This is a genomic window from Streptomyces sp. XY006, from assembly GCF_002237655.1.
GTDB lineage: Bacteria > Actinomycetota > Actinomycetes > Streptomycetales > Streptomycetaceae > Streptomyces > Streptomyces levis.
In genome coordinates this window covers 158769-182055 of sequence record NZ_NOKT01000003.1, presented here as the reverse complement: position 1 = coordinate 182055, position 23287 = coordinate 158769, and the positions used below count along the sequence as shown (strand labels likewise).

Genomic DNA, 23287 nt, shown 5'->3' with positions numbered 1-23287 from the left:
TGGCAACAGCGTTGCGAAAGTGGACGGCATGACTGGCACACCCCTCGGCACAGCTCCCGGCACACCCCCCGGCTCACCCCTCCGCGTCGGCCTCGTCGGCTACGGCCTCGCCGGCTCCGTCTTCCACGCCCCGCTGATCGCCGCCACCGAGGGCCTCGTCCTCGACACGGTGGTCACCTCGAACCCCGAGCGGCAGCAGCAGGCCCGCGCCGAGTTCCCGGACGTGCGCCTCGCCGCCTCCCCGGACGAGCTGTTCGCACGGGCCGCCGAGCTCGACCTGATCGTCGTCGCGTCCCCGAACAAGACGCACGTGCCGCTCGCCACCACCGCCCTGGAGGCCGGTCTCCCGGTCGTCGTCGACAAGCCCGTCGCCGGCACGGCCGCCGAGGCCCGCGCGCTCGCCGCCCTCGCCGAGGAGCGCGGCCTGCTCCTGTCCGTCTTCCAGAACCGCCGCTGGGACAACGACTTCCTGACCCTGCGCAAGCTGGTGGCCGAGGGCGAGCTGGGCGACGTCTGGCGGTTCGAGTCCCGCTTCGAGCGCTGGCGGCCGAAGCCCAAGGGCGGCTGGCGCGAGTCCGGCGACCCGGCAGAGATCGGAGGTCTGCTCTACGACCTCGGCAGCCATGTCGTCGACCAGGCCCTGGTCCTCTTCGGCCCGGCCACCTCGGTGTACGCGGAGACGGACGTCCGCCGCCCGGGCGCCGAGACGGACGACGACACGTTCATCGCGATCACGCACGCCGGCGGCGTCCGCTCCCACCTCTACGTCTCCGCCACGACCGCCCAGCTCGGCCCCCGCTTCCGCGTCCTGGGCTCGCGGGCGGGTTACGTCAAGTACGGTCTCGACCCCCAGGAGGCGGCCCTCCGGGACGGTCTGCGCCCCGGCCCCGACTGGGGCGTGGAGCCCGAGTCGCTGTGGGGCCGCGTGGGCTCCGGCGAGTCCCCGGTGACCGGCGGCGGCCGCCCCGAACCGACCCTCCCGGGCGACTACCCCGCTTACTATGCCGCCGTGGCGCAGGCCCTGCTGGCGGGCGCCCCGAACCCGGTGACCGCGCTGGAGGCGGCCGCCGCCCTGGACGTACTGGAGGCGGCCCGTCGTTCGGCCCGCGAGAAGACGGTGGTGACGCTGTGACGCCCAAGAGCCCGCACGGTTCCTCGCACAACCAGGAGCTCACCCCGAAGTTCCATCCGGAACTCACCCCGAGCCTGGAGGAGCTGGAGAAGGAGGAACGCCGCCTGGTGTTCCCTCAGTTCACCCATGACGACGCCTGGGCGCTCGGCTCGCTCCTCGTGGAGCTGGCCCGCGAGCGGCAGGCCCCGGTCGCCATCGACATCCACCGCGCCGGCCAGCAGCTCTTCCACGCGGCGCTGCCCGGCTCGACCCCCGACAACGACGCCTGGATCGCCCGCAAGCGCCGGGTCGTCGAGCGCTACGGCTCGGCCTCCTACCTGGTCGGCGCCCGCTTCCGCGCCAAGGGCACCACGTTCGAGGAGTCCTCGCGCCTCGACCCCGACACGTACGCGGCACACGGCGGCTCCTTCCCGATCACCGTGGAGGGCGCGGGCGTGATCGGCGCGGTGACGGTGTCCGGCCTGCCGCAGCTCCAGGACCACCGCCTCGTGATCGAGGCCCTGGAGCGATTCCTCGGCCGTTAGGGCCCTCTTCCGGAATCATCACCGGCCCCCTCCGGTTGGCATCTGCGTACACGTGATCAAGCAGGGCGCCCGCCGGAGGGATCCGAACAGATGAGCACTCCCGTGAAGGAAGCGATCGGCAGGTACGGGATCTGGAGCGTGGGACTGCGCTCGGAGGACCCGGACCGCCGCGGTGAACTAGCCGAGGCGGCCGCCGAGTTGGAGGAACTGGGCTTCGGCGCCGTCTGGCTGGGCGGCAGCAGCTCCGTCGCCCACGCCGTCCCGCTGATCGAGGCGACCTCCACGCTCACCGTCGGCACCAGCATCCAGAGCATCTGGCAGCACGAACCGGACGCCACGGGCGCGGCGTTCGCCGAAGCGGAGTCGGCCCACCCCGGCCGTTTCGTGCTCGGCCTCGGTGTCAGCCACGCCCGGCTCGCGGAGCAGTACCGCCGCCCGTACTCGGCGCTCGTCTCCTACCTGGACGGCCTGGACGCCGCCGGCGTGCCCGCGGACCGCCGGGTCCTGGCCGCGCTCGGCCCCAAGAGCCTGAAGCTGACGCGCGACCGTGCGGCCGGGACGATCCCCTACCTGGTCACCCCCGAGCACACCGCCCACGCCCGCGACGTCCTGGGCGAAGGCCCCCTGCTCGCCCCCGAACTGGCGGTGGTGCCGGAGACGGACCCGGTCCGGGCCCGCGCCCTGGCCCGGGAGTTCCTCGACTTCTATCTCTCGCTGCCCAACTACACGAACAACTTCCTCCGCCACGGTTTCACTGAGGAGGACCTGCAGGACGGCGGCAGCGACCGTCTCGTCGACGCCCTGTTCGCCTGGGGCGACGAGACCGCCGTCCGCGCGAAGATCGACGCGTTCCTGGAGGCGGGCGCGGACCATGTGGCCCTCCAGGTGATCGACGGGGAGCCGCGCGACGCCCTCCCGCGCAAGGTCTGGCGCGACCTCGCGGCGCTGCTCCTCGGCTGACGCCGGCCGGCCCCCTGGCGGCCCCTGGCCCTCTCAGTCCCTCAGCCCCCTCAGCCCCCGGTGATCTGACGGACGTAACTGACCCCGTCCAGCCGCAGGTTCTCGAAGGTGTACCCGTAGCCGGCGTCGAATGCGTCGATCGACCAGTGCTCGTACGCGATCGGGCCGCCCGGCACGTACAGGGTCAGGGAGGTGCCCTCGGCCACCGCTGTCCCCTCCAGCACGGTGCCGGTGTTGAAGATGAGGCTGACACCGCCGTCCGCGGAGAAGCGGATCTTGTCGAAGCGGACGGCCGTGCCGTCCCCGTCCCATTCGCCGACCAGCTCGCTCGGAACGGAGCCGTCCGGTGGGTCGAACACCGGTGACGGCGGCTCCGGTTCGGGTGGCGGTGACGGCTCCTCGGTGTCATCGGCCGTCTCGGTGGGCGATGGCGGCTGCGGGGGCGGCGCTTGGGTGGTCTCGTCCGCCGTGCCGCCGGCCGGGGACGGACTCGCCGACGAGGTGTCCCCGGAACCGCCGCCACATCCCGCGACGATCACCGCCACCAGCATGGCTCCGGCGAGGGTGCGCACGCGTGAGAACGTCATGAGTCGAGCCCTCTCTGCTCGCAGAAGGTGCGGAACGGCTCTACTCGGCGACCACGAAACGGAGCCGGCGCCGGGGCCGCGCAGCCGACTCCCGTCTGCGGCCGAGCAGTTCCTGGACGACGGCCACCAGCACGGTCAGGCCCCAGGCGACCGAGAACACCGCCAGCTGGGCCTCCTCGCCGAAGGCCAGCCAGCTGACCCCCAGCCCGGCCAGCGTGATGCCGGCGGCCGCGAGCAGGGCCGAGTGCCGACGGGGGCGCAGCGTCCGGATCAGGCACAGGAGAGCGAGGACCAGGACCGGCACGGCCAGGGCCGAGATCGGTTCGTGCCCCGTGTAGTCCATGCTGACCATGGTCGAGGCCGGCTCGTACTCCCCGTCGTACCCCTCCTCGAACACGGTGTTGCCGGAAGGGTCCTCGCTCAGTTGGTAGTACTCCTCGTACAGGGTGCCGTAGTAGTACAGAGGGCCGTCGAAGTCGTCCTCGGTCACGTAGACGTAGTCGCTGTCGCCGACCGCCGTCCCGGCGGTGACACCGGCGATGACCAGGGCACCGGCGCCCCACCACAGGAGGGTGGACGTCAGGGGGAGCCAGCGGAAGGCGGCCAGCCCGAGCACGGCGACCAGCGTCAGCGGTACGGCGTAGTCGCCGGCCGGGTCCACGTCCTGGTAGCCGGCGAGGACCAGGGCGGAGACCGCGATGCCCAGCAGCGCCAGGACGCGGTTCCCGGCGGGAAGCCGGCGCCATCTCCGCGCCCGCTTCACCTCGGCGCGGTCGGTCCCGTCGGGGCCGGTGGCGGTCTCGGCGGTGGAGGCGGCCGAGGCCGCCGATGCGGGACCGCCGGGGGCTGCCTCGCCGGGGGCGGGGGTCGCCTGGCCGGGGGCGGGGGTCGGCTCGCCCGGGGCTCCGGGAGGCATCGGGGGCGGCGGAGCCGCCTGCTTCGGCATCGAAGCGGCCTGGGTCTGCTGCTCGGCGAGCATCGTCCGCCCGGGTCCCGCGCCGAGCGGCGGTGCGGGAGCGGGAGTCGCAGCGGGAGCCGAACCCAGAGTCACAGCCGGAATCGGCGGAGCCGCGGCCGCTGTCCCCGCCGCGGCCAGGGCCCGCTGCATCTCGGCCATGCCGGCGAAGCGTTGCTCACGGTCCTTGGCCAGCGCCCGCAGGACCACGGCGTCGACCGCCGGCGGGATCTGCGGGCGCACCTTGGACGGGGCGACCGGCTCCTTGCTGATGTGCTGGTGCATCACGGCGAACGGGGAGTCGCCGCTGAACGGCGGTCTGCCCGTGAGCAGTTCGTACAGCAGGCAGCCCGTGGCGTACTGGTCTGAGCGGCCGTCGACCGCTCCGCCCGTCAGCTGCTCCGGAGACAGATAGGCCGGGGTCCCGACCGTCATACCGGTCGCGGTCAGACGGGTGGTGGTTTCCGCGACCACCTTGGATATCCCGAAGTCCAGGACCTTGATCCCGCCGTCGGAGGTCAGCATGACGTTGGACGGCTTGATGTCCCGGTGCACCAGGCCCTGTCCGTGGCTGTGCGCGAGGGCCTCGGCGATCCCCTGGCCGACGTCCAGGGCCCGCTCGACCGTGAACGGCCCCTCGGCCAGCGCGTCCGACAGCGTGCGGCCGTCGATGAACTCCATGACGAGGAACGGAGTCGTCTCTCCGTCCGTGACGTCCTCACCGACGTCGTGCAGGACGGCGACGTTGCGGTGGCTGAGCGAGGCGACCGTACGGGCCTCCCGCCGGAACCGGGCCCGGAACTCCTCGTGCCGGGTCAGCTCGGGCGGGAGGAGTTTCACGGCGACCACGCGGCCGAGCTCCCGGTCCGCGGCGCGCCAGACCAGGCCCATGCCGCCCCGTCCCGCTTCCTCGATCAGCTCGTACCGCTCCGCCAGCACCCGCACGGCGCTCCCCCCGTTCAGCGGCCAGGGTGCGCCCCCTGCGCAACAGCCGCGTACTTCGGGCGCGCCAGGAATCAGCTCACCCGCACGCCAACCGTACTGGCTGATTTCCACACATCGGGCGCCATCCGTGGCCGAAAAGGAGCGCGGTCGTCGCGCGCGCTCCCATCGCGCGCGACCGCGCCGGGGGCGCATGTCCGACCGCCATTTGCGCGCCGCGCGCCGCCCGGTTCACGCCGCCCTGCCCGGGCTTTCGGGTTCGCGCCGCCCGGTGGGCGTCCGCAGGGGGCGGCCGGCAACCGGCGCCCGGCGACCGGCGACCGGCCACCCGTCAGGCGTCCTTGAACTCCTGTCGCTGCCGCCCCAGCCCCTCGATCTCCAGCTCCACCACGTCCCCGGCCCGCAGGAACGGCTTCGGCTCGGGCGCCCCGAGCGCCACCCCCGCCGGCGTCCCGGTGTTGATCACATCGCCCGGGTACAGCGTCATGAACCGGCTGAGGTACCGCACGACCTCCCCCACGGAGAAGATCTGCTCGGCCGTCGTCCCGTCCTGCTTGAGCTCCCCGTTGACCCACAGCCTCAGGGAGAGGTCCTGCGGGTCGGCCACCTCGTCCGCCGTCACCAGCCACGGCCCGAGCGGGTTGAACGTCTCGCAGTTCTTCCCCTTGTCCCAGGTGCCGCCCCGCTCGATCTGGAACTCCCGCTCGGACACGTCGTGCGCCACGGTGTACCCGGCGACGTGCGCCAGCGCCTCCTGGGCCGACTCCAGGTACCGGGCCGTACGTCCGATGACCACGGCCAGCTCGACCTCCCAGTCGGTCTTGAGGGCCCCGCGCGGCACGAGGACGGTGTCGTTGGGGCCCACGACCGTGTCGGGCGCCTTCATGAAGACGACGGGCTCGGCGGGCGGCTCGGCGCCCGTCTCCCGGGCGTGGTCGTGGTAGTTCAGCCCGATGCAGACGATCTTGCCGATCCGTGCCAGGGGCGGGCCGATCCGCAGCCCCGTGGCGTCCAGCACGGGCAGCTCACCCGCCTCGGCGGCGGCCCGGAGGCGGCCGAGCGCCTCCTCGTCGGCGAGCAGCGCGCCGTCGATGTCCGCGACGACACCGGAGAGGTCCCGCAGGGTTCCCTCGGCGTCGAGCAGTGCGGGGCGCTCCGCCCCCGCCGTACCGACTCGCAGCAGCTTCATGATCAATCTCCCTCGATCGCGGGCGCCCGGCCGATGCGCGGGACCCGGATGCGGCGGGGCAGCCATCGGAGGGCTGGTCGATCCTCCAAGCCCGGCGTTCGCTCCGCAAGACCCCGTTCACGGACTGGACCGCCCTTCACCGCCCGGGTGTCGGCGGATGGGCCCGGCTGCGGTTACAGGGGCCCGTCCCCCGGCACGGGCGCCCATCTCCCGGCACAGGCGCCCGGCTCCCGGCACAGGCGCCCATCTCCCGGCACAGGCGCCCGGCTACCGGCACAGGCGCCCATCTCCCGGCACAGGCGCCCGGCTACCGGTACAGCACGGCGCGCTCGACGACACTCCACGTCGTACTGGTGACCACGTACAGGGCGGCGGCCAGCGGCACCACGGCCACGGTCACGAGCGTGAAGAACGACAGGAACGGCATCGCCCTGGTCACCGCGCCCAGCCCCGGCACCTGTTCGCCCTCGGCGGCCGGGATGACCGGGTTCGCGGCCATCATGCGCTTGCTGAGGCGGTAGCTGAACGCGGCGACGCAGGCGACGACAGCGAACAGCCCGGCGTACACGAGCCCCGCCCCGCCGAGGAGCCCGCCCTGGAGCGCGTCGGTCCACCGTCCGCCCAGCGGCGCGGCGAACAGCTCGTGGCCGAGCAGCTCGTTGGCCCGCCCGCCGATCGTGTCGCTGGAGAACAGGTGGTAGAGCAGGAAGAACGCGGGCGCCTGGAGCAGCCCGGGCAGGAGGCCGGCCAGCGGTGACACCTTCTCCTCGGCGTGCAGCTCCAGCACGGCCCGCTGGAGCTTCTCCGGGTTCTTCCCGTGCCTCCTGCGCAGCTCGGCGATCTTCGGCCGCAGCGCGGTCCGGGCCTTCTGACCGCGCGCGGCGGCCCGGGACAGGGGGTGGACGAGGAGTCGTACGAGCGCGGTGAACAGGACGATCGCGGCGGCGGCAGCGGACGCGCCGAACAGTGGCTGGAGCAGGTCGGCGAGTCGCTCGACCAGGGTGGCGAAGACGGACATGGGTGAGCCCTCCGGGGGTCTCGTCGTGCCGGAAAGACGAATCAGGCGGCATGACGACCCGCGCGGGATCGGCCCCTTGGAAGCCCTGGTGGCCTTGGCGGCCATGGAGGCCGTGAGGGTCAGGTGGCCATGGAGGCCATGAGGGCCGTGAAGGAGCCAGGTGGCCATGGAGGCCCTGAAGGCCTTGAAGGCCGAGGAGATCGGTGAACTCCCGGGGATTCCCTACGCGACGGTCGCCCGGAGGGCGTGACCGGGTGCGCGGGGACGGGTGCGCCCCCGGGCGTCGGGATCGCGCTGGGGCAGGAAGGCCGTACGGCGGTCGCGGTCGCGGATGGCCGTACGGACCCGGGTGCGCGGCACGGCGGGCGCGCAGCGCGAGGCGACGACGGCGCACAGCGCGAGGGCTGCCGAGGCCGTGGCGGTCGCGGCGAGGGCGACGGTGGCGAAGAGGCCGCCTCCGTCGAGCAGCGCCACCTGGACGATCAGAAGGAGCAGCGCGAGAGCGGGACGCAGCGTCGCCCAACCGCGGTTCATCGGCTGCCCCCTCCTCTCGTACGCGTGTCTGCCCTGCTGTCGGTTATACAGGATCACCCTCCCGCCCGGACCGGGCACTTCGGACCGGGCACTTCATAAACGGGTTTGAGAAACCCCCGTCGGAACCCTCGACAACCCACCCGCCGCACCCGATGCTTCTCGATGCCACGACGACTCTCTGGCCCGAATTCCGTTACGGAGGACCGGTGATCCGACGCAGATCCCTGCTGGCCGCAGCAGGAGGTACGTTCCTCGGCAGCGCCCTGGCGACGGGCACCGCGCTCGCGGACGCCACGATCGCCGTCAACCCGGCCACGACGTACGGCACTTGGGAGGGCTGGGGCACTTCCCTCGCCTGGTGGGCCAACGTCTTCGGCGCCCGGGACGATTTCGCGGACCTGTTCTTCACCACCAAGTCGGTGACGTACAACGGCAGATCGCTCCCCGGCCTGGGCCTGAACATCGCCCGCTACAACCTGGGCGCGTGCAGCTGGAACAGCGTCGGCGGCGAAACCATGGTGGAGTCGCCCAACATCCCCGGCTTCAAGCAGATCGAGGGCTTCTGGCAGGACTGGAACAACGAGGACCCCGCCTCCTCGGCCTGGAAGTGGACGGCGGACGCCAACCAGCGCGCGATGCTGGTCAAGGCGGTCCAACGGGGTGCGGTCACCGAGCTGTTCGCCAACTCCCCGATGTGGTGGATGTGCGGCAACCACAACCCCTCGGGCGCGGCCGGCGGCGGCAACAACCTCCAGACCTGGAACCACCGCCAGCACGCCTCCCACCTGGCCGCGACGGCCCGGTACGCACGCGACAACTGGGGCGTGCACTTCGCGACGGTCGACCCCTTCAACGAGCCGGCCTCCACCTGGTGGACCGCGACCGGCACACAGGAGGGCTGCCACATGGACCCGGCGGTGCAGGCGGCCGTCCTCCCCCACCTGCGCGGCGAACTGGACAAGCGCGGCCTGACGAACGTCCGTATCGCCGCCTCGGACGAGACGAACTACGACACGGCCCGCTCGACCTGGGCGTCCTTCGACGCGTCCACCAAGTCCCTGGTCTCCCAGGTCAACGTGCATGGCTACCAGGGCTCCGGCGGCCGCCGCGACCTCCTCTACACGGACGTGGTGACGACGTCCCGCAAGAAGCTGTGGAACTCCGAGACCGGCGACAGCGACGGCACGGGCCTGACCCTGGCGTCCAACCTCTGCTACGACTTCCGCTGGCTGCACCCCACGGCGTGGTGCTACTGGCAGGTCATGGACCCGTCGCCGGGCTGGGCGATGATCGCCTACGACCCGAACACCCTCCAGCCGACCACCGTCCAGACCAAGCACTACGTCCTGGCCCAGTTCAGCCGTCACATCCGCCCCGGCATGACGATCCTGGACACGGGTGTCGGCTACGCCGTGGCGGCGTACGACGCACAGTCCCGCCGCCTGGTCCTGGTAGCGGTCAACACGGCCACCACACCCCAGACCCTGACCTTCGACCTCTCCCGCTTCACGACGGTGGCGGGCGGCACCTCGGGCCTGGTCCCCCGCTGGAACACGGTGACGACCGGCGGCGGCGACCTCTACACCCCGCGCTCGGACATCCGCCTGAACGGAAAGTCGGTCACAGTCCCGTTCGCGGCGAAATCAGTGCAAACGCTCCACATAGACAACGTGACGCCATAGCCGCACCCGGTGACGCCATAGCGGCACCCGGTGACGATTAAGCCGCACCCGGTGCCAACTGCAAAGCGATCCGCGCAGCGGTCGTGAGGATCGTGACGATCGAGCACGCGGAGGCGGTCTGGCCTGCGCATCTCTCACGCTTGTCACCTCCCGGCAGTACGGTGTCCCCCATGCGCCCCGACACGCCTGCCGAAAACGTCGACCACACCGCCGAGGCGGCACGCCTGGAGCGGACCGCCGGCCTGTATCCCGAGGACACCGAGGCCCTGCTGCTGCGGGCGGCGGCCCATCTGGAACTCGCCGGCGACCGCCCCACCGCGACCAAGCTCTACGACCGCCTCCTGTCCTCCCCGGAGGCCCTCGACCACCCCCACCTGGTGCGGGCGCTCAAGGCCTCGAACCTCTGGGAGTACGGCCACGAGGCCGAGGCCAGGGCGATCATCGACGGCGTCCGGACGGCGGCGCCGCGGGACCCGGCCCCCTGGGTGATCGTGGCCGAGGCCTTGGAGTCGCACGACGAGCTGGAAGCAGCGCACGACACCTTCACGGAGGCCGTACGCCTCCTGCTGACGGACGTGCCGCAGCCCCCGCAGCCGACCCACCCCCTGCTCTTCGGCCGCCACCGGGTCCGCCGCATGCTGGGCCGCTCCCACGACGAGTGGGACGCCCTGGCCGACACGGTCCACTCCCTCCCGGTCTCCCTGGACGAACTCCACGACCCCAAGCGCGTCTGGTCCCTGGGCTCGGAGAACCCGGCGGAACTGGAAGCGGAGATCCTCCGCCTCCGCGCGGAACTGGGCGCCTACCGCGAGGCCCTCTCCCGCCCGTTCCCGGTGGCGATCCTGCACTGGCCGGCGACGGAACTGACCGAACTCCTGGAGGCGTATCCGACGCTGGCCGAGGAGTACCCCTCCCACGAGGATCACCTCACGTCGATAGAGCACGCCCTCCGCGAACTGGCCGCCTCCGGCACCCCGAACCTCGGCATCGTCACCGGCACGGTCCCCTCCTACGAGGCCTTCGCGGCATCAGAGGGCTCCTCCCCGGGCGACGCCACGCTCCTCCCCCAGTACGCAACGACCCTGGCGGCCCGAGGACGAGCAACAGCGTGGCCGCCACAGAACGGATCGAACTGCTGGTGCGGCTCGGGCCGCACCTACGCCCAATGCCACGGCGTCCCTGCCTGACTCCGACCGACAGCAGGCCCAGACGCCCCGGGCCGCCCGCTCGCTTCCCTCCCGCGCTGGAGCGGCCCGGGTCCCAGTCCAGCTGACCTTTCGGTTCAGGGCCTGCGGTGTCGGTAGGTGCTGTTAGAACTGATCCATATCGCCACGAGTGATCGTGTGCGTGGGAGTAAGGGATCAGGGGGGAAGGTCATGGCGGAGGCAGCGGGCCAGTCGCAGCCCATCGCGGGTGTCTACGAGAAGCTGATCACCAGCGATCTCCAGGACGAGCTGGAACAGTTCAAGGCCGCCGGTTGGCAGGCGATTGACGCTGAGGTCACACCGGAATCCGCCCCGCACGTCCTGGCCCGCCACATCGGCGAAGCCGTTGCCCAAAGGCTGAGCCAGCTACGCCCTGAAGACCGCGTCGCTGTAGCGAACCGCATCCTCGCCTCCCTTGCTACGAGCGCCTCTGACCCGGACGAGACGGCGGCTCTGAGCACTATCGTCGATGGTCCTCGCCAGCTCCTGACGCTCGCGCAACAGGAAGCTCCGGGCGTCTATGCGCTCCGCCCCCTCACGCCCCTCTCCGAGACGTCTCTGATCACAAACTCTCCCGAAGACCTCAGCCTCGGTGCCGAACTCAGGGCGGAACTGGCCACCGCTGACCGCATCGACCTGCTCTGCGCCTTCGTGAAGTGGTACGGCATTCGTGTTCTTGAGGATTCGCTGCGCGCTGCGAAGGAGCGGGGCGTACCGATCCGGGTCATCACGACCACGTACATCGGCGCGACCGACCGACACGCTCTCGACCGCCTCGTCCGCGACTTCGGCGCCACGGTCAAGGTCAACTACGAGATCCGATCCACCCGGCTTCACGCCAAAGCGTGGTTGTTCAGACGCCACACGGGCTTCGACACGGCGTATGTCGGCAGCTCGAACCTCTCGAAAGCAGCACTCTTGGATGGCTTGGAGTGGAACGTACGCCTTTCCTCTGTGGCCACACCAGCTGTACTCAACAAGTTCGAGGCGACCTTCGACGCTTACTGGAGTGACTCCGCCTTCGAGACGTACGACCCCGACCGCCACGGGGAACGCCTCGACGAAGCCCTCGCCCAAGCGGGAGGGAGCACCTCCACCACTGACTTGAAGATCAACCTCTCGGGGCTGGAGGTCCGCCCCTTCCCCTATCAGCAGGACATGCTGGAGCGTCTTCGGGTGGAGCGCGAACTGCGAGGGCGCGACCGCAATCTGTTGGTCGCGGCCACCGGCACCGGCAAGACCGTGATGGCGGCCCTCGACTACCGCAGCCTCGCCAAGGGCTTCGCTGACCGCCGGCCGAAGTTGCTGTTCGTCGCGCACCGCAAGGAGATCCTCAAGCAGTCCCTCCGCACTTACCGGGAGGTGCTCGACGATGCCTCGTTCGGTGAGTTGCTGTACGGCGGCGAGGACCCCCAAGCGTGGAACCACGTCTTTGCCAGCGTCCAATCGCTCAACATCAAGCGGCTCGAAGAACTGGCACCGGACCACTTCGACATCATCGTCATCGACGAGTTCCATCACGCCACGGCGGCCACCTATCGCCGGGTCATCGACCACTTCAAGCCCAAGGAACTACTCGGCCTCACCGCCACCCCTGAGCGGATGGACGGGCTCAATGTGCAAGACGAGTTCTTCGATGGCCGCATCGCCGCCGAGATGCGCCTCTGGGAGGCCCTGGAGAACGACCTGCTGTGCCCCTTCCACTACTTCGGCATCCCCGATGGCACAGACTTGACGAACCTCACCTGGCAGAGGGGCGCGTACACGGACCAGGAGCTCGGCAACCTCTACACAGGCAATGAGGCACGCGCCCGGATCGTGGTCAAGCAGATCCAAGACAAGGTTTCCCAGCCTGGAGCCATGCGCGCGCTGGGCTTCTGCGTGGACAAGAAGCACGCCCGGTTCATGGCTGACTTCTTCCAGAGAGCTGGCTTTCAAGCAGTTGCGCTCACTAGCGACTCCCCTGCCGCAGTGCGAGCTCAGGCTCTCGCTGACCTGCGCGAAGGGAAGCTGCAGGTCATCTTCTCTGTGGACCTCTTCAACGAGGGTCTCGATATCCCCGATGTCGACACGCTCCTCCTGCTGCGTCCCACGAACAGCGCCACGGTCTTCCTCCAGCAACTCGGACGCGGACTGCGGCGTACTGAATCGAAGCCCGTACTCACTGTCCTGGACTTCATCGGCCAGCACCGCGCAGAGTTCCGCTTCGAGGGGCAGTTCCGAGCGCTGACGAATCTCTCCAGGAATCGTCTCGTCGACCACATCGAGCATGACTTCCCGCTTCTGCCGTCCGGGTGCCAGATCATCCTGGAGGGGAAGGCCAAGAAGCTGGTACTGGACAACATCCGCACGCAGCTCAGTGCGAACGTCAAGACCTTGGCCAACGAGGTCAGGGCCTACGAGACACCGCTGCTAGCGGACTACCTGCGCGAGAGCCGAAGAGAGATCAAGGAGCTGTACAAGAGCGACAACTCCTGGACCTCTGTGCTTCGTCGAGCCGGGCTCATGGAAGGCACTGGGCCCGCGGGGGAATCAGCCCTTCTCAAGCGTGTTCACGCGTTCCTGCACGTCGACGACCCTGATCGAGCCAACGCCTACCTCCGCCTCTTGGCCGACGAGGTGCCGCACTACGACGCTCTGGACCCCGTGGAGCAGACGTACGCCCGGATGCTCTTCTTCAACCTGTGGGACAACGCGGGTGGTTTCACCAGCTACCAACAGGGCTTCGACTCGCTACGGGACCAGCCCGCCGTCCGCGAGGAACTTCGGCAGGTCCTGTCCTACGTCATCGCCCAGGCGGACCACTTCCCCATTCCCCTCTCCGGCAGCCACAGCCAGCTTCCGCTGAAGGTGCACTGCTCCTACAACCGCTCCGAAATCCTGGGCGCCCTGGGAGTGGCCCGCCTCGGCGGGCAGATTCCCAGGTCTTTCGCTCAGGGCGTGCAGTGGGTTGAAGAGTTCCAGACGGACGCACTCCTGATCACGCTGGAGAAGAACGAGAAGGACTTCTCGCCCACGGTCCGGTACAAGGACTACGCGCTCAGCCCCACGCTCTTCCACTGGGAGTCCCAGAACGCAACGGCCGCGAACTCTCCCACCGGCCTGCGCTACCAACACCATGTGGAGCGAGGGAGTCACGTCCTGCTCTTCATGCGCCGATACAAGAACACCGACATCGGCAAGTCACAGCCGTGGATGCTCCTGGGCCCCGCTACCTACGAGCACCACACCGGAAGCAAGCCCATGGCGATCACTTGGAAACTTCAGCACGCACTTCCGCCGGACGTTATGGCCTACTCAGGCATCGTGACTGGGCAAGGGCAGTCGCAAAATTGATGCCCGCCTCATATTACCGACGAGAGCCTCTCAATTGACCAGGCTAAGACAAGCGACTTCCGCTTGGCCAAACATCAAGCGCTATCTGCGACAACATTTCCTGCCGCGCCTCGATTCCCGCTACTTGCCATTCTGACCGCCCACTGTTCCATAGACTCTCGACTCCCGTGCGAGAAGAGACCAGAAGGGCCGACCCTTCATAAAGATGCGCCTTTTCCGGGAAGGCGAGCGCGGAGATCTTCGCATTACGCTTACCAGCAAGCAGCGTCAGGTTACCCAGTCGATTAACATAGCCGTCATGGTCTTCCAGGCGCAGTTCTGGCGACGGCTTCTGCGGGTAAATGTTTTCCACATAAACCTTTCCGTCACCAAGAGCCACCTCCTCATGGACGTCATACTGCGCGCGCAGGTGCTGCTCTATTTTCGCCAGTAGATAGCGGGACTGGGAATGCTTGGGAATGGAGGCTTCTCGGAAATCGTTTTGAAACGTCTCATCGTCGGGAATCCACGCCAGGATGCGCTGGATAATTTCCTCGAGCGTTCCCCCCTTGGCTAGCTCCTTAGCCGCACTGAAAAGGTTCTCTTCCAAGAGAGTGGACTCTCGCCTTCCGACTACTGTCCAGCGCACGTAGTAACTAATCGACGCATCTAGCAATGTCTGCAGATCGGAGTAATCGAAACTCCCCGAGGCTGACAGTAGAAGCGGGTAGAGAGCGTCAGCACTCATCGCCTTTACCTCTCCCAGCGAAGCGTCGAGGCTGGCGTTTCCAGTACCTCCCGTGATCAGCTCGGCATACCGACCCGCAGCATTCTCTAGCTCAGCCGAGAAAGCGCCAACACCGTACTTTTGAGGACGCTCGTCAAAGTGTCTCGTCAAATCCTTGCGAATAGTCGCGTAAAGACTGTGAGACTTTACATCACCATGCTTAGAGACCCAGAAGTGACGAAGGAACTTCTCGATCTCCTCCCGCCGATCAAATCCATCCAGAAGAGAGCGCCAGGCATCGTTTACACGAGACTTCTCGTTGTCGCTACGACTCTTCTCCATCAAGAAGTTGCGAACGAGATCCACAGTGGACAGGTCTTTACCGCGCGAGTTGATGGTCTCGAAGACTTCATTCGCATCACTCGAGGAAGGCGTCTGAATCTCAACGAAGACCAGTCCGTTGATCAAACACTCACGGAGAGAGTCAAGATAGTCCAAACGCTCCTCGTCATCAATGAACGACTGCAGTCTACCGCTTATCTTTGCCCGAAAATTGTGGTATGCATCCAATATCAGCTTATGAGAGGGGCGAGAAGGGCTCTCCACTTTGGGGCACTCGCCCGTGGCTTCATTCCAGTCCTGTATGTTATCGCGAAAGAAATCGCGATCAAAAAGCGACAACACCAGGAAGTACTCCATGGGATCCTTGCGGCCAGACTTCCGCGCTATGTAATCCCTTTGAATATTATTAGCGCTCGACATACCTTCTGGAGACTTCATGCTCCACAAGGTGTCTCTGATAGCGGCGATCAGAATTGTCGAAGTGGTCAGTCGCTGCTGCCCATCGAGTAGCGACCGCCCTTTGATTGACTCTCCCGTGATAGTAACAACCGGCCCGATGAAGTACTCTGAAGCCGACTCTCGGCCGCTTTCACGCGCATCTTTGAATTTCTCAATATCGGCCCAAAAAATGTCTACTTCCTTCTTGGTCCACGCATACTGACGTTGACTGTCATCCGGCACGGTGACCACGGGATTGTTAGCGCCGATCAGCTGCCCAAGGGTTTGACGCTGTGCCTGCTTAATGATGGCCATCGTTGAAACCTCCGCACACGTGTCTGAGACGGAGATCCTACCTCCTGACTAGGACGCTCGGGGGGGTGTAGGAGGATCTGCGTAGAACATCCGAAATTGCACGCTCAGGGCATGAGGAGATCGGGGTCACGCGCTGAGCTCAACTGGTACATTTGGACGCCATGTACTCATGACTGGTGGGGGATATGGAGCTTTCCGTCGAGAACACCGCTGCGCATCACTTGCACACCTTGCTCACTAGCGTCCGGGATTCGGGCAAGCTAAACCTCCGTGAAGCTTGGTGCAAAATACTTGACGCAGAGTGGGGAAGTCTGGAGTTCGCTAAGCGCCACTCGGAAGTTGTCACCCTGCTGCAAATGACGATCAGTCAGCTTAATTCTCTACCCGAAAGAGCCCGATCGCGTTGCGAGCGACATGTCGGCTCGTGGTGGATTCTGGTCATGCAGCCGATTCTAAACTGGTCAGACACCAATCGAAATCCCAGTGTTCTGTTCGACACAGATCAACTTGACCATCTTGAGTCGACCGCCGACCTGATATCAAGAAACCTAGTAGGATCCAGCGCCGCGCCGCGCAACTCGAAATTCGAAGACATCGTCACGCAGTGTCAGGATTGGATTGAGTTCCTTGCCTCAATGGGAAGCGAGGAAATAGAGGAACCCTTGCGCAATCAGCTCATATCGCAGATTCGCCACCTGATCTGGCTCATCGAGAATGCGAACTTGTTCGGTGGGGCGCGAGTGGCTGAGGAGGCAAGTACGGTCATCGGCTCACTCGCCCAAACTGGAGCGTCGCTGGTAAATGTACGGCCCGATAATGCAAGTCGATGGAAGACAGCGATGCTGGCGCTTGTCACCGCTTGCGTGGTCCTCAATCAGGCAACTCCCATCATTCAGGATTCGATCACTGCAGGAGAAACCATCGTGAAAGAGATCGCCAGTGTCGTGGAGGAGTGGAAGTAGGCAGGAATATGCGCAAAGTTAGTTCCTTTTGCCTCCAACCTTCGGATAGCCTTCAATCATGATTCGTGCAGTCATCTTCGACGTCGGTGAGTGCCTCGTGGACGAGACCCGCGAGTACGGGACTTGGGCTGACTGGCTGGGAGTGCCGCGGCACACCTTCCACGCGATGTTCGGGGCAGTGATCGCTCAAGGTCGCGACTACCGGGAGACGTTCCAGGAGTTCCGGCCCGGGTTCGATCTCTACGAGGAGCGGGAGAAGCGGGCAGCTGCCGGGCAGCCGGAGAGCTTTGGGGAAGAGGACCTCTACGCGGATGTGCGGCCGGCTCTGCGGCAGCTCCGAGCCGACGGACTGTGGCTCGGTATCGCCGGTAACCAGACCGTTCGGGCCGGGAGGATCTTGCGGGAGCTTTTCTCCGACGCTGTCGACCTGATCGGTACGTCCGACGACTGGGGTGCCAGCAAGCCTGAGCCCGCCTTTTTCAAGCGGGTGGCCGTAGCCGTGCCCTTCGAGACGCACGAGATTCTGTACGTCGGTGATCGGTGCGACAACGACATCAGGCCGGCTGGGCAGGCGGGCATGCACACCGCGCTCGTGCATCGCGGGCCGTGGGCCAGCATTCAGTGGAACAGCACAGAGGCCAAGGAGTTGCCGACCTTCCGGATCGAGGGCCTGGACGAACTCGCCTCAAGGGTGGACGAGTTCAACGCCGCAGCACACTGAGAGTCGTCGCCCAGTCGTACAGGCGGTCATCGAGTGCGCGAACGCAGCTCTCGTGCTGGTGCGGGGTGAGAGCACGGCGGACTTCGCGTACTCGGTCCATGCCGGTGGCGTACCAGGTGAGTGCCAGCTGATCCAGCGCCTTGCCGACGTACTCGCAGGCGGCTTGGGCCTTCCCGGACGCTGCCTCGACAGCTGCCAAGTCGGCGTAGACGACGGTGCGCTGCTTCTCCTCTCCCGGAGTCATGGCTCCGAGGGACTGGAGCAACGCGGATCGGGCTTGGGGCAGGTGGCCGGCGAGCAGTTGGGTGTTGCCCTTGAAGGCGGCGAGGCGTGCCGGGGAGAACCAGTCCATCCATGGAGGTGAGGCGTGCTCGTTGCCGTTCTCGAGAATGTCCTCGGCATGGGCGATCAGGTGCAGCGCGGTGCGAGTGTCACCACACCTGGTCTCGCACTCGGCCTCCACGGCGTCCAGCCACGCGAGGAACTCGGCGGAAGCGGGCGCCCGGCGAGCGTAGGTGCGTGCGGCGATCATCCGCTCCCGAGCTCCGTCCTGATCTCCGGCCCAACCTGGAACGAAGGCCATGTGCGCGATGATCGCGGAGCCAAGCAGCGGATCATCGGCCTCACCCGCCGCCTGCAGGGCTAGGACAAGGGTGTCGTGCGCGGCGGCCGGCTCGGAGAAGTCGAAGAACTCGATCCTGCCCGCGAGGAGATAGGTCTCCGCCAGCGCGGCAGCAAGTGTGCGCCGCGTGGTATCCGACGTTTCCGGCAGCAGACCGCAGCCCAGTGTCGCGTGCGCCACTACGGCGGGGTGCAACTGGGACGGTGCGACGGACCAATAGAGCCGACGGTGGGCGCGGGTTACCGCGGCGAAGTCCGCCCCCACGCTTGCCGGTTGTGTCATGACTGACGCTCGGGCCCGGCCGATCGCCAGGCCCGGCGTTGCCGTGCCGGTGATCACATTGCGCCGGACGGCAGAGGCGTCTTGCCCTTCCGAGCCCCATGGAGGCGTGAAGCCGAGCGCCTCCATGTTCTGGCCGAGCAGGTGCACCAGTACACGTTGACAATCGGGTTGCGGCCACGGTGGATTGTCCGACTCCCAGCGACGGACCTGACGCACTCCGACGGACAGGCCGCGGATACCCATGCCCTTCGCGTGTTCCGTGAGGGCGTCTGCCAGGTCCTGTTGGGAGTTGAAGCCGGCGGCCACGCGAGCGGCCTTGAGTCGAACGTTGCCCGTGGGCCTTGGCATGAGTCCACCTCCGTAGGCTGACAGCTGCCCCAACTGTGTCACGCAGGTCCGCTACAGGGCATCAAATCCCACTCACGGTGTATGAGAAGTCCTTCTCAAGCCCTTTCAGAGGCCCCTCAAAGTCCTCGAATCATCACGTACGACCCGAGACGCTGTGTGCTGTTCTCATCAACAGACAGCGAAGGAGCACCCCGTGTACACACAGGGCGGCTTGGGCGAAGGGGTCTCGGAGTGGCTGGCTCGGACGCACCCGACGCCGGAACGCGTACGGAGAGACTGGGCCGAGCAGCGCGTCGCTCTGCTTCCGCTGGGCGAGCGATTGGCGGCGGTGCGCATCGCGTCCGAGATCGTGCACGCCGCCGTCCAGTCCGAGGACAGGGCCCAAGTGGCTGACGCTCTGGATGCCTTACTCGGCGGAGCGATCATCTATGACCGTCGGGTGGCCGGTGGCACCTATTACGCACTGGTCGACGGGCGGTCCGGCTCCACCTGGGTCCACGGTGACGCCGTCACCTACCTCGGTCGTGGCACCTACCTCGGAGTACCGCGCATCGACCAACGGCGAGGTCCGGGAACGTACTGGGTGGTTCCACCGCAGTACGAAGGTCACCTGTGTCCACCCAGCACGGTCCTCGAGCTGGTCGCGGTCGGCCGTGCCCGGCTCAGCATGGAAGGTGAGTGTCGCCCTCAGTACACGGGTGAAGTCTCGACACCCATGTCCACGCGAGGCCCTTGGGCCTTGCGGTTGGTGTCCGACCGGCTGCCCGTAAGCCCGCCGTCGTACGCGACCGTGGCCCTGGACGATCCCACCCAAACGGCGCGGTACATGGATGCCGCTGGTCGGGCGGTCGAGATGGGTAAGCACGGCACGTCGAGAACCACTGGTACCGCGTCGGTCTCTGGCGGCGGCGATGGGCAGAACCCCCAGCCGCAGACCCAGGACGACCACACCACCGACTACGAGTCGGACTGAGCGATGCGCTCCACTGTCCTGGTCATCACCGCGTTGGAAGACCTGACTGCTGATCTCGTTGTCAGTGCGCTCAATGAACGCGAGGTGCCTGTCGTACGCGTTGACCCCGCCGATATCGGCTCTGCCCTGACCTTCGGATTCCACCTCGGCCCGGACACCCTCGAATGGGGCGGACGCCTGCGCACGCCGAGCCGCGACCTGGATATGCGGAAGGTGGCGGCGGTCTACTACCGTCGTCCCACCCCATACGCCACCCGGTTCGGCCATCTCCCGCGGCAGCAAGGGGATTTCGCGGCCGCCGAGGCCAGGCATGGGCTCGGCGGTGTCCTGAACGTCCTTCACGGCCGGGTGTACGTCAATCACCCGCACGCAGTGTTCCGTGCGGATTTCAAGCCGGCGCAGTTGCAGCGGTTCGCGGCTCTCGGCCTACGGGTCCCGCCCACACTGATCACCAATGAGGCTGAAGCGGCCAGGACGTTCGCCACCGCCCATGGGCGGATCGTTTACAAGACATTCCGTGGGCTGCCTCGCGACCAAGACGGTCACACCGGCGCGATCTGGACCCAACGCGTGGAGCCCGACAGTTTCGACGAAGCCCTTACGGTGACCGCCCACCTGTTCCAGACCGAAATTCCGAAGAGTGGAGACGCGCGGATCACCGTAGTGGGCCGTCGGGTCTTCGCACAGCGGATCACCACGCCGGACGAGGCTCTGGACTGGCGTCGGGGCGACTGGAGCGAGCTGTCGCACAGTCTCATCGCCGTTCCCTCCCCGATCGAAGCCGCTCTTCACACGTACCTGGACTCTTTCGGCCTGGTCTTCGGCTGCTTCGACTTCGTCCTCACCGGAGACGGGGACGATCCCGGCGACTGGTGGGCCATCGAGTGCAACCCGAACGGGCAGTGGGGGTGGCTTCCGGACGCGACGGACATCGCCGAGGCGTTCGCCGACATTCTGAGCCTCCAAGTACGGAAGGAGAGGGCCGATCATGGTGATGCCGACTGACCCGGAGAACGACGCGGTTCGCCTACGCGCGGCCATGGTGGACGCTCTCGCCCGGGAAGGCGTTCCAGTGGACCCGGCATGGCGGGCGGCGGTGGAGGCTGTACCGCGGCACCGCTTCGTGCCCGGTTTCTACCTGCCTGCCGACGAACGCGATGAGCGAGGACTGACGCTGTGGGAGCCGGTCACCGCAGAGCTCGACTATGGGCGATGGCTCGCGTCCATCTACTCGGACACCACACTCATCACCCAGTTCGACGGCGAGGAGCCCGACTGGAAGACGCCCGTCGCCCGGCGAGGCGGAGCGCCCACATCGTCGTCCACTCTGCCGTCCCTGGTGGTTCGTATGTGGTCCGACGCCGATGTGGCCGAGGGGCACACCGTGCTGGAGATCGGTACTGGGACCGGATACTCGACCGCGCTGGCCTGTGAGCGCCTCGACTCCGGCGACGTCACCAGTATCGAGGTCGACCCACGGCGGCTGGAGGCGGCGGCGGACGCACTATATGGATGCGGCTACACCCCGACGCTCGCCGTGGCGGACGGACTGTACGGGTACTGGCCCGAGGCGCGCTTCGATCGGGTCGTAGCCGCCTGTTCCGTCCGCAGGGTCCCGGCTGCGCTTCTCGACCAGACCCGACCGGGCGGAAAGATACTGCTCACTCTTTCGGGATGGCTCTACGGCTATGCCCGTGTGCTGCTCACGGTCGCCGAGGACGGGACGGCGGAGGGCTCGCTGCTGCCCGGCACGGTCTCCTTCATGGCTGCTCGGACCCATGCCCCACCGTCGTTCGGAAACCCCGCGCACTGGGCCGCTGGGCTACCGGACAAGCCGAGAACGGCCCTGCACGGTCCGGAGCGTCTCATGGCTGCGACCGAGGAAGCGTTCCACTTACGGTTCATGGCTCAATGCGCCGTGCCGGACGCCCAGATGGTCACGGTCGACGAGGTCGTCTGCCTGGTGGACGTCGTGAGTGGTTCCGCGGCGACCTTGTCACCTTCGGACGGCAGATGGCAGGTGCGGGAGGGCGGTCCAGTGCGGTTGTGGGAGCGCGTCGAGCGTGCCGTGTCTCTCTTCGATGCCGCAGGCCGTCCGGGGCCGGAGACGTTCACCCTGCGGGTGTGCGACGAGGACCAACGCCTCGTGCACCCCACCATGCCCGACCTTCTCCTACGTAGGACCCCTCTGTTCTGAACCAGTACGGGAATCATGGGTGAGCTGTCTGTCACTCTCCCGTAGGCCGCGGGACCACCTGTTGGCCAGGATGTACTCACGGCCGCCCGGTTTTTCTCAGGTTGGCGGTTCCGGGGCGGGTGTCAAGAGCGCCCTTCGGGCGTCGGCTTCGCCGATTGCGCTGCGCTTCACTCTTGACGCCCGCCCCTCCACCGCGAAGTGATGCCCGGCCGGGCGGCCCGGGGGTGGGGCGGCGGGCCGGGTGGCTGGGGGCGGTGTCCGTCGCCGGGTGCGGGCCCGCCGTGTGTTTTCTTGCCTCTTTCGGCGGCTCCCGCTAGCCCCCCCTCATATCTCGGTGGTTCAGCCCCGCTCCCCCCGTTCGATGCAGAACTCGTTGCCCTCCGGGTCCGTCATGACGACCCAGCCGCGGCCGTTCGGGAGGGTGCGGTCCGTTTCGATGTGGGCGCCGGGGGAGAGTGCGCGGTCTACCTCCTCGGAGCGGGTGCGGCCCGTGGGTGCGAGGTCGAAGTGGAGGCGGTTCTTGGTTTTCTTGGGGTCGCCGGTCCTGATGAACAGGAGGCCGGGCGTGCCGGCCGGGAGTTCGATCAGGACCTCGTCGTCGCCGGGCTTGTCCGTGTCGGAGATCGGGTGGCCGAGGAAGTCGGACCAGAAGCGGGCCAGTTCGTAGGGCTCGCCCGTGCAGTCGAAGGTGATGTGGCGGAGGGGGGGGTTCAACGGTCGGTTCCGTCCCGTCGGTGGCCAGAGGCGCCGTGCGCTCCGCAGCATCGTCGGCGGGGCCGGGGGCTGTCGAACTATTTGGCGGGCTCGGGCAGGTTCCCGTCGCCGCCGAGGTTGGCCACCATGCGGCGCAGGACGTTGATCGTGGTGATGAAGTCGGCCTGGGAGATGCCCTCGTGGGTCTGGTGGTGGACGCGGAGATTGCGTTCCCTGGCCCGGAGGCGGGCCGCCTCGCCCTCGTCCGTGAGGGTCAGGCCGCCTGTCGTGTCGTCCTCGGTGAGCCAGCCCCGGGCCGTCAGGTCGTCGTAGACCGCGTCGAAGTCGGTGTCCTGGTCGTCGTAGGGGGCCAGGCGGGCGGTGAGGGTGGCGCGGGTCCAGGTGCCCGGGGCGCCGGCGGCGTGGTTGAGGGTCCACCAGTGGGGCTGCGTGAGGTTCTCCACGGCCAGTTGGGCGCGGATGGCCCCCACGACCCTGCGGTAGGCCTGACCGGTCCAAGCGCCGATCGGCTGGGCGGCCAGCTCCTCGTCTGGGTACTCCCTGAGGGCTTCGGCTCGGGTGCTCATGGCTTCGGTTCTCCCGTGTGTGATGTGTTTCCCCCGG

At 67.4% G+C, this 23287-nt stretch carries 20 protein-coding genes; 11 read left to right on the top strand and 9 right to left on the bottom strand.

Translation table 11 applies throughout. The features are described 5' to 3' along the window. Window positions 1–28: 28 nt before the first annotated feature. From CHR28_RS05335 to CHR28_RS05325, 3 genes are all read left to right on the top strand, one after another. On the top strand, window positions 29–1132 hold the full coding sequence (locus tag CHR28_RS05335; RefSeq protein ID WP_094052286.1) for a Gfo/Idh/MocA family protein: 1104 nt from the start codon (window positions 29–31) through the stop codon (window positions 1130–1132). Further along, window positions 1129–1656: a heme-degrading domain-containing protein gene (locus tag CHR28_RS05330; RefSeq protein ID WP_094052285.1), complete on the top strand. Its 528-nt coding sequence runs from the start codon at window positions 1129–1131 to the stop codon at window positions 1654–1656. The genes CHR28_RS05335 and CHR28_RS05330 overlap by 4 nt, the downstream gene beginning before the upstream one ends. Before the next feature lie 90 nt (window positions 1657–1746). Next, complete coding sequence (locus CHR28_RS05325; protein WP_094052284.1) at window positions 1747–2616, top strand: LLM class F420-dependent oxidoreductase; 870 nt, start codon at window positions 1747–1749, stop codon at window positions 2614–2616. Between the two features lie 50 nt (window positions 2617–2666). On the opposite strand, the gene CHR28_RS05320 is transcribed toward CHR28_RS05325, so the two are convergent. The 5 genes from CHR28_RS05320 to CHR28_RS05300 form a co-directional block, all read right to left on the bottom strand. Next, a complete protein-coding gene (locus CHR28_RS05320) occupies window positions 2667–3203 on the bottom strand; it encodes a hypothetical protein (RefSeq protein ID WP_094052283.1) in 537 nt (178 codons plus the stop codon). Between the two features lie 40 nt (window positions 3204–3243). Then, window positions 3244–5103 carry a serine/threonine-protein kinase gene (locus CHR28_RS05315; protein ID WP_179272314.1) on the bottom strand — a complete coding sequence of 620 codons (1860 nt, stop codon included), beginning with the start codon at window positions 5101–5103 and terminating at the stop codon, window positions 3244–3246. A 328-nt stretch (window positions 5104–5431) separates the two neighbouring features. Beyond that, window positions 5432–6289: a fumarylacetoacetate hydrolase family protein gene (locus CHR28_RS05310; RefSeq protein ID WP_094052281.1), complete on the bottom strand. Its 858-nt coding sequence runs from the start codon at window positions 6287–6289 to the stop codon at window positions 5432–5434. Between the two features lie 307 nt (window positions 6290–6596). After that, complete coding sequence (locus CHR28_RS05305; RefSeq protein ID WP_094052280.1) at window positions 6597–7307, bottom strand: YidC/Oxa1 family membrane protein insertase; 711 nt, start codon at window positions 7305–7307, stop codon at window positions 6597–6599. 222 nt (window positions 7308–7529) lie between these two features. After that, complete coding sequence (locus CHR28_RS05300) at window positions 7530–7841, bottom strand: DUF6412 domain-containing protein (RefSeq protein ID WP_094052279.1); 312 nt, start codon at window positions 7839–7841, stop codon at window positions 7530–7532. A 206-nt stretch (window positions 7842–8047) separates the two neighbouring features. Between CHR28_RS05300 and CHR28_RS05295 the strand changes: the two genes are divergently transcribed. From CHR28_RS05295 to CHR28_RS05285, 3 genes are all read left to right on the top strand, one after another. Continuing rightward, complete coding sequence (locus CHR28_RS05295) at window positions 8048–9523, top strand: beta-1,6-galactanase (RefSeq protein ID WP_094052278.1); 1476 nt, start codon at window positions 8048–8050, stop codon at window positions 9521–9523. A gap of 170 nt (window positions 9524–9693) precedes the next feature. After that, window positions 9694–10710 carry an SEC-C domain-containing protein gene (locus CHR28_RS05290; protein ID WP_094052277.1) on the top strand — a complete coding sequence of 339 codons (1017 nt, stop codon included), beginning with the start codon at window positions 9694–9696 and terminating at the stop codon, window positions 10708–10710. Window positions 10711–10899: 189 nt separating this feature from the next. Further along, complete coding sequence (locus CHR28_RS05285) at window positions 10900–14064, top strand: DUF3427 domain-containing protein (RefSeq protein WP_179272313.1); 3165 nt, start codon at window positions 10900–10902, stop codon at window positions 14062–14064. A gap of 43 nt (window positions 14065–14107) precedes the next feature. Here CHR28_RS05285 and CHR28_RS05280 read toward each other — a convergent pair whose 3' ends face one another. Further along, complete coding sequence (locus CHR28_RS05280) at window positions 14108–15865, bottom strand: DUF262 domain-containing protein (RefSeq protein ID WP_094052276.1); 1758 nt, start codon at window positions 15863–15865, stop codon at window positions 14108–14110. Window positions 15866–16050: 185 nt separating this feature from the next. Between CHR28_RS05280 and CHR28_RS37435 the strand changes: the two genes are divergently transcribed. Further along, window positions 16051–16827, top strand: coding sequence for a hypothetical protein (locus CHR28_RS37435; RefSeq protein WP_143655784.1), 777 nt, complete (start codon window positions 16051–16053; stop codon window positions 16825–16827). 58 nt (window positions 16828–16885) lie between these two features. Continuing rightward, window positions 16886–17548 (top strand): HAD family hydrolase, encoded by a 663-nt coding sequence (locus tag CHR28_RS05275; protein ID WP_094052275.1) that lies wholly within the window; start codon window positions 16886–16888, stop codon window positions 17546–17548. Here the strand turns inward: CHR28_RS05275 and CHR28_RS05270 are convergent. Beyond that, on the bottom strand, window positions 17529–18800 hold the full coding sequence (locus CHR28_RS05270) for a transcriptional regulator (RefSeq protein ID WP_094052274.1): 1272 nt from the start codon (window positions 18798–18800) through the stop codon (window positions 17529–17531). The two genes, CHR28_RS05275 and CHR28_RS05270, sit on opposite strands and share 20 nt — an antisense overlap. A gap of 193 nt (window positions 18801–18993) precedes the next feature. Between CHR28_RS05270 and CHR28_RS38175 the strand changes: the two genes are divergently transcribed. The 3 genes from CHR28_RS38175 to tgmC are packed head-to-tail and all read left to right on the top strand — an operon-like array spanning window position 18994 to window position 21970. Continuing rightward, the gene (locus CHR28_RS38175; protein WP_256984136.1) at window positions 18994–19773 is read left to right on the top strand and encodes a putative ATP-grasp-modified RiPP; all 780 of its coding nucleotides are present in this window, start codon (window positions 18994–18996) and stop codon (window positions 19771–19773) included. A gap of 3 nt (window positions 19774–19776) precedes the next feature. Further along, on the top strand, window positions 19777–20778 hold the full coding sequence (gene tgmB, locus CHR28_RS05260) for an ATP-grasp ribosomal peptide maturase (protein ID WP_094052273.1): 1002 nt from the start codon (window positions 19777–19779) through the stop codon (window positions 20776–20778). Beyond that, window positions 20762–21970 carry an ATP-grasp peptide maturase system methyltransferase gene (tgmC, locus tag CHR28_RS05255; protein WP_094052272.1) on the top strand — a complete coding sequence of 403 codons (1209 nt, stop codon included), beginning with the start codon at window positions 20762–20764 and terminating at the stop codon, window positions 21968–21970. The genes tgmB and tgmC overlap by 17 nt, the downstream gene beginning before the upstream one ends. Window positions 21971–22309: 339 nt before the next feature. Here the strand turns inward: tgmC and CHR28_RS05250 are convergent, their stop codons facing one another. Next, window positions 22310–22684, bottom strand: coding sequence for a VOC family protein (locus CHR28_RS05250; protein ID WP_256984135.1), 375 nt, complete (start codon window positions 22682–22684; stop codon window positions 22310–22312). A gap of 77 nt (window positions 22685–22761) precedes the next feature. Beyond that, entirely contained in the window at window positions 22762–23250 is a 489-nt protein-coding gene (locus CHR28_RS05245) for a MarR family winged helix-turn-helix transcriptional regulator (RefSeq protein WP_094052270.1), read from the bottom strand. Window positions 23251–23287: the final 37 nt, after the last annotated feature.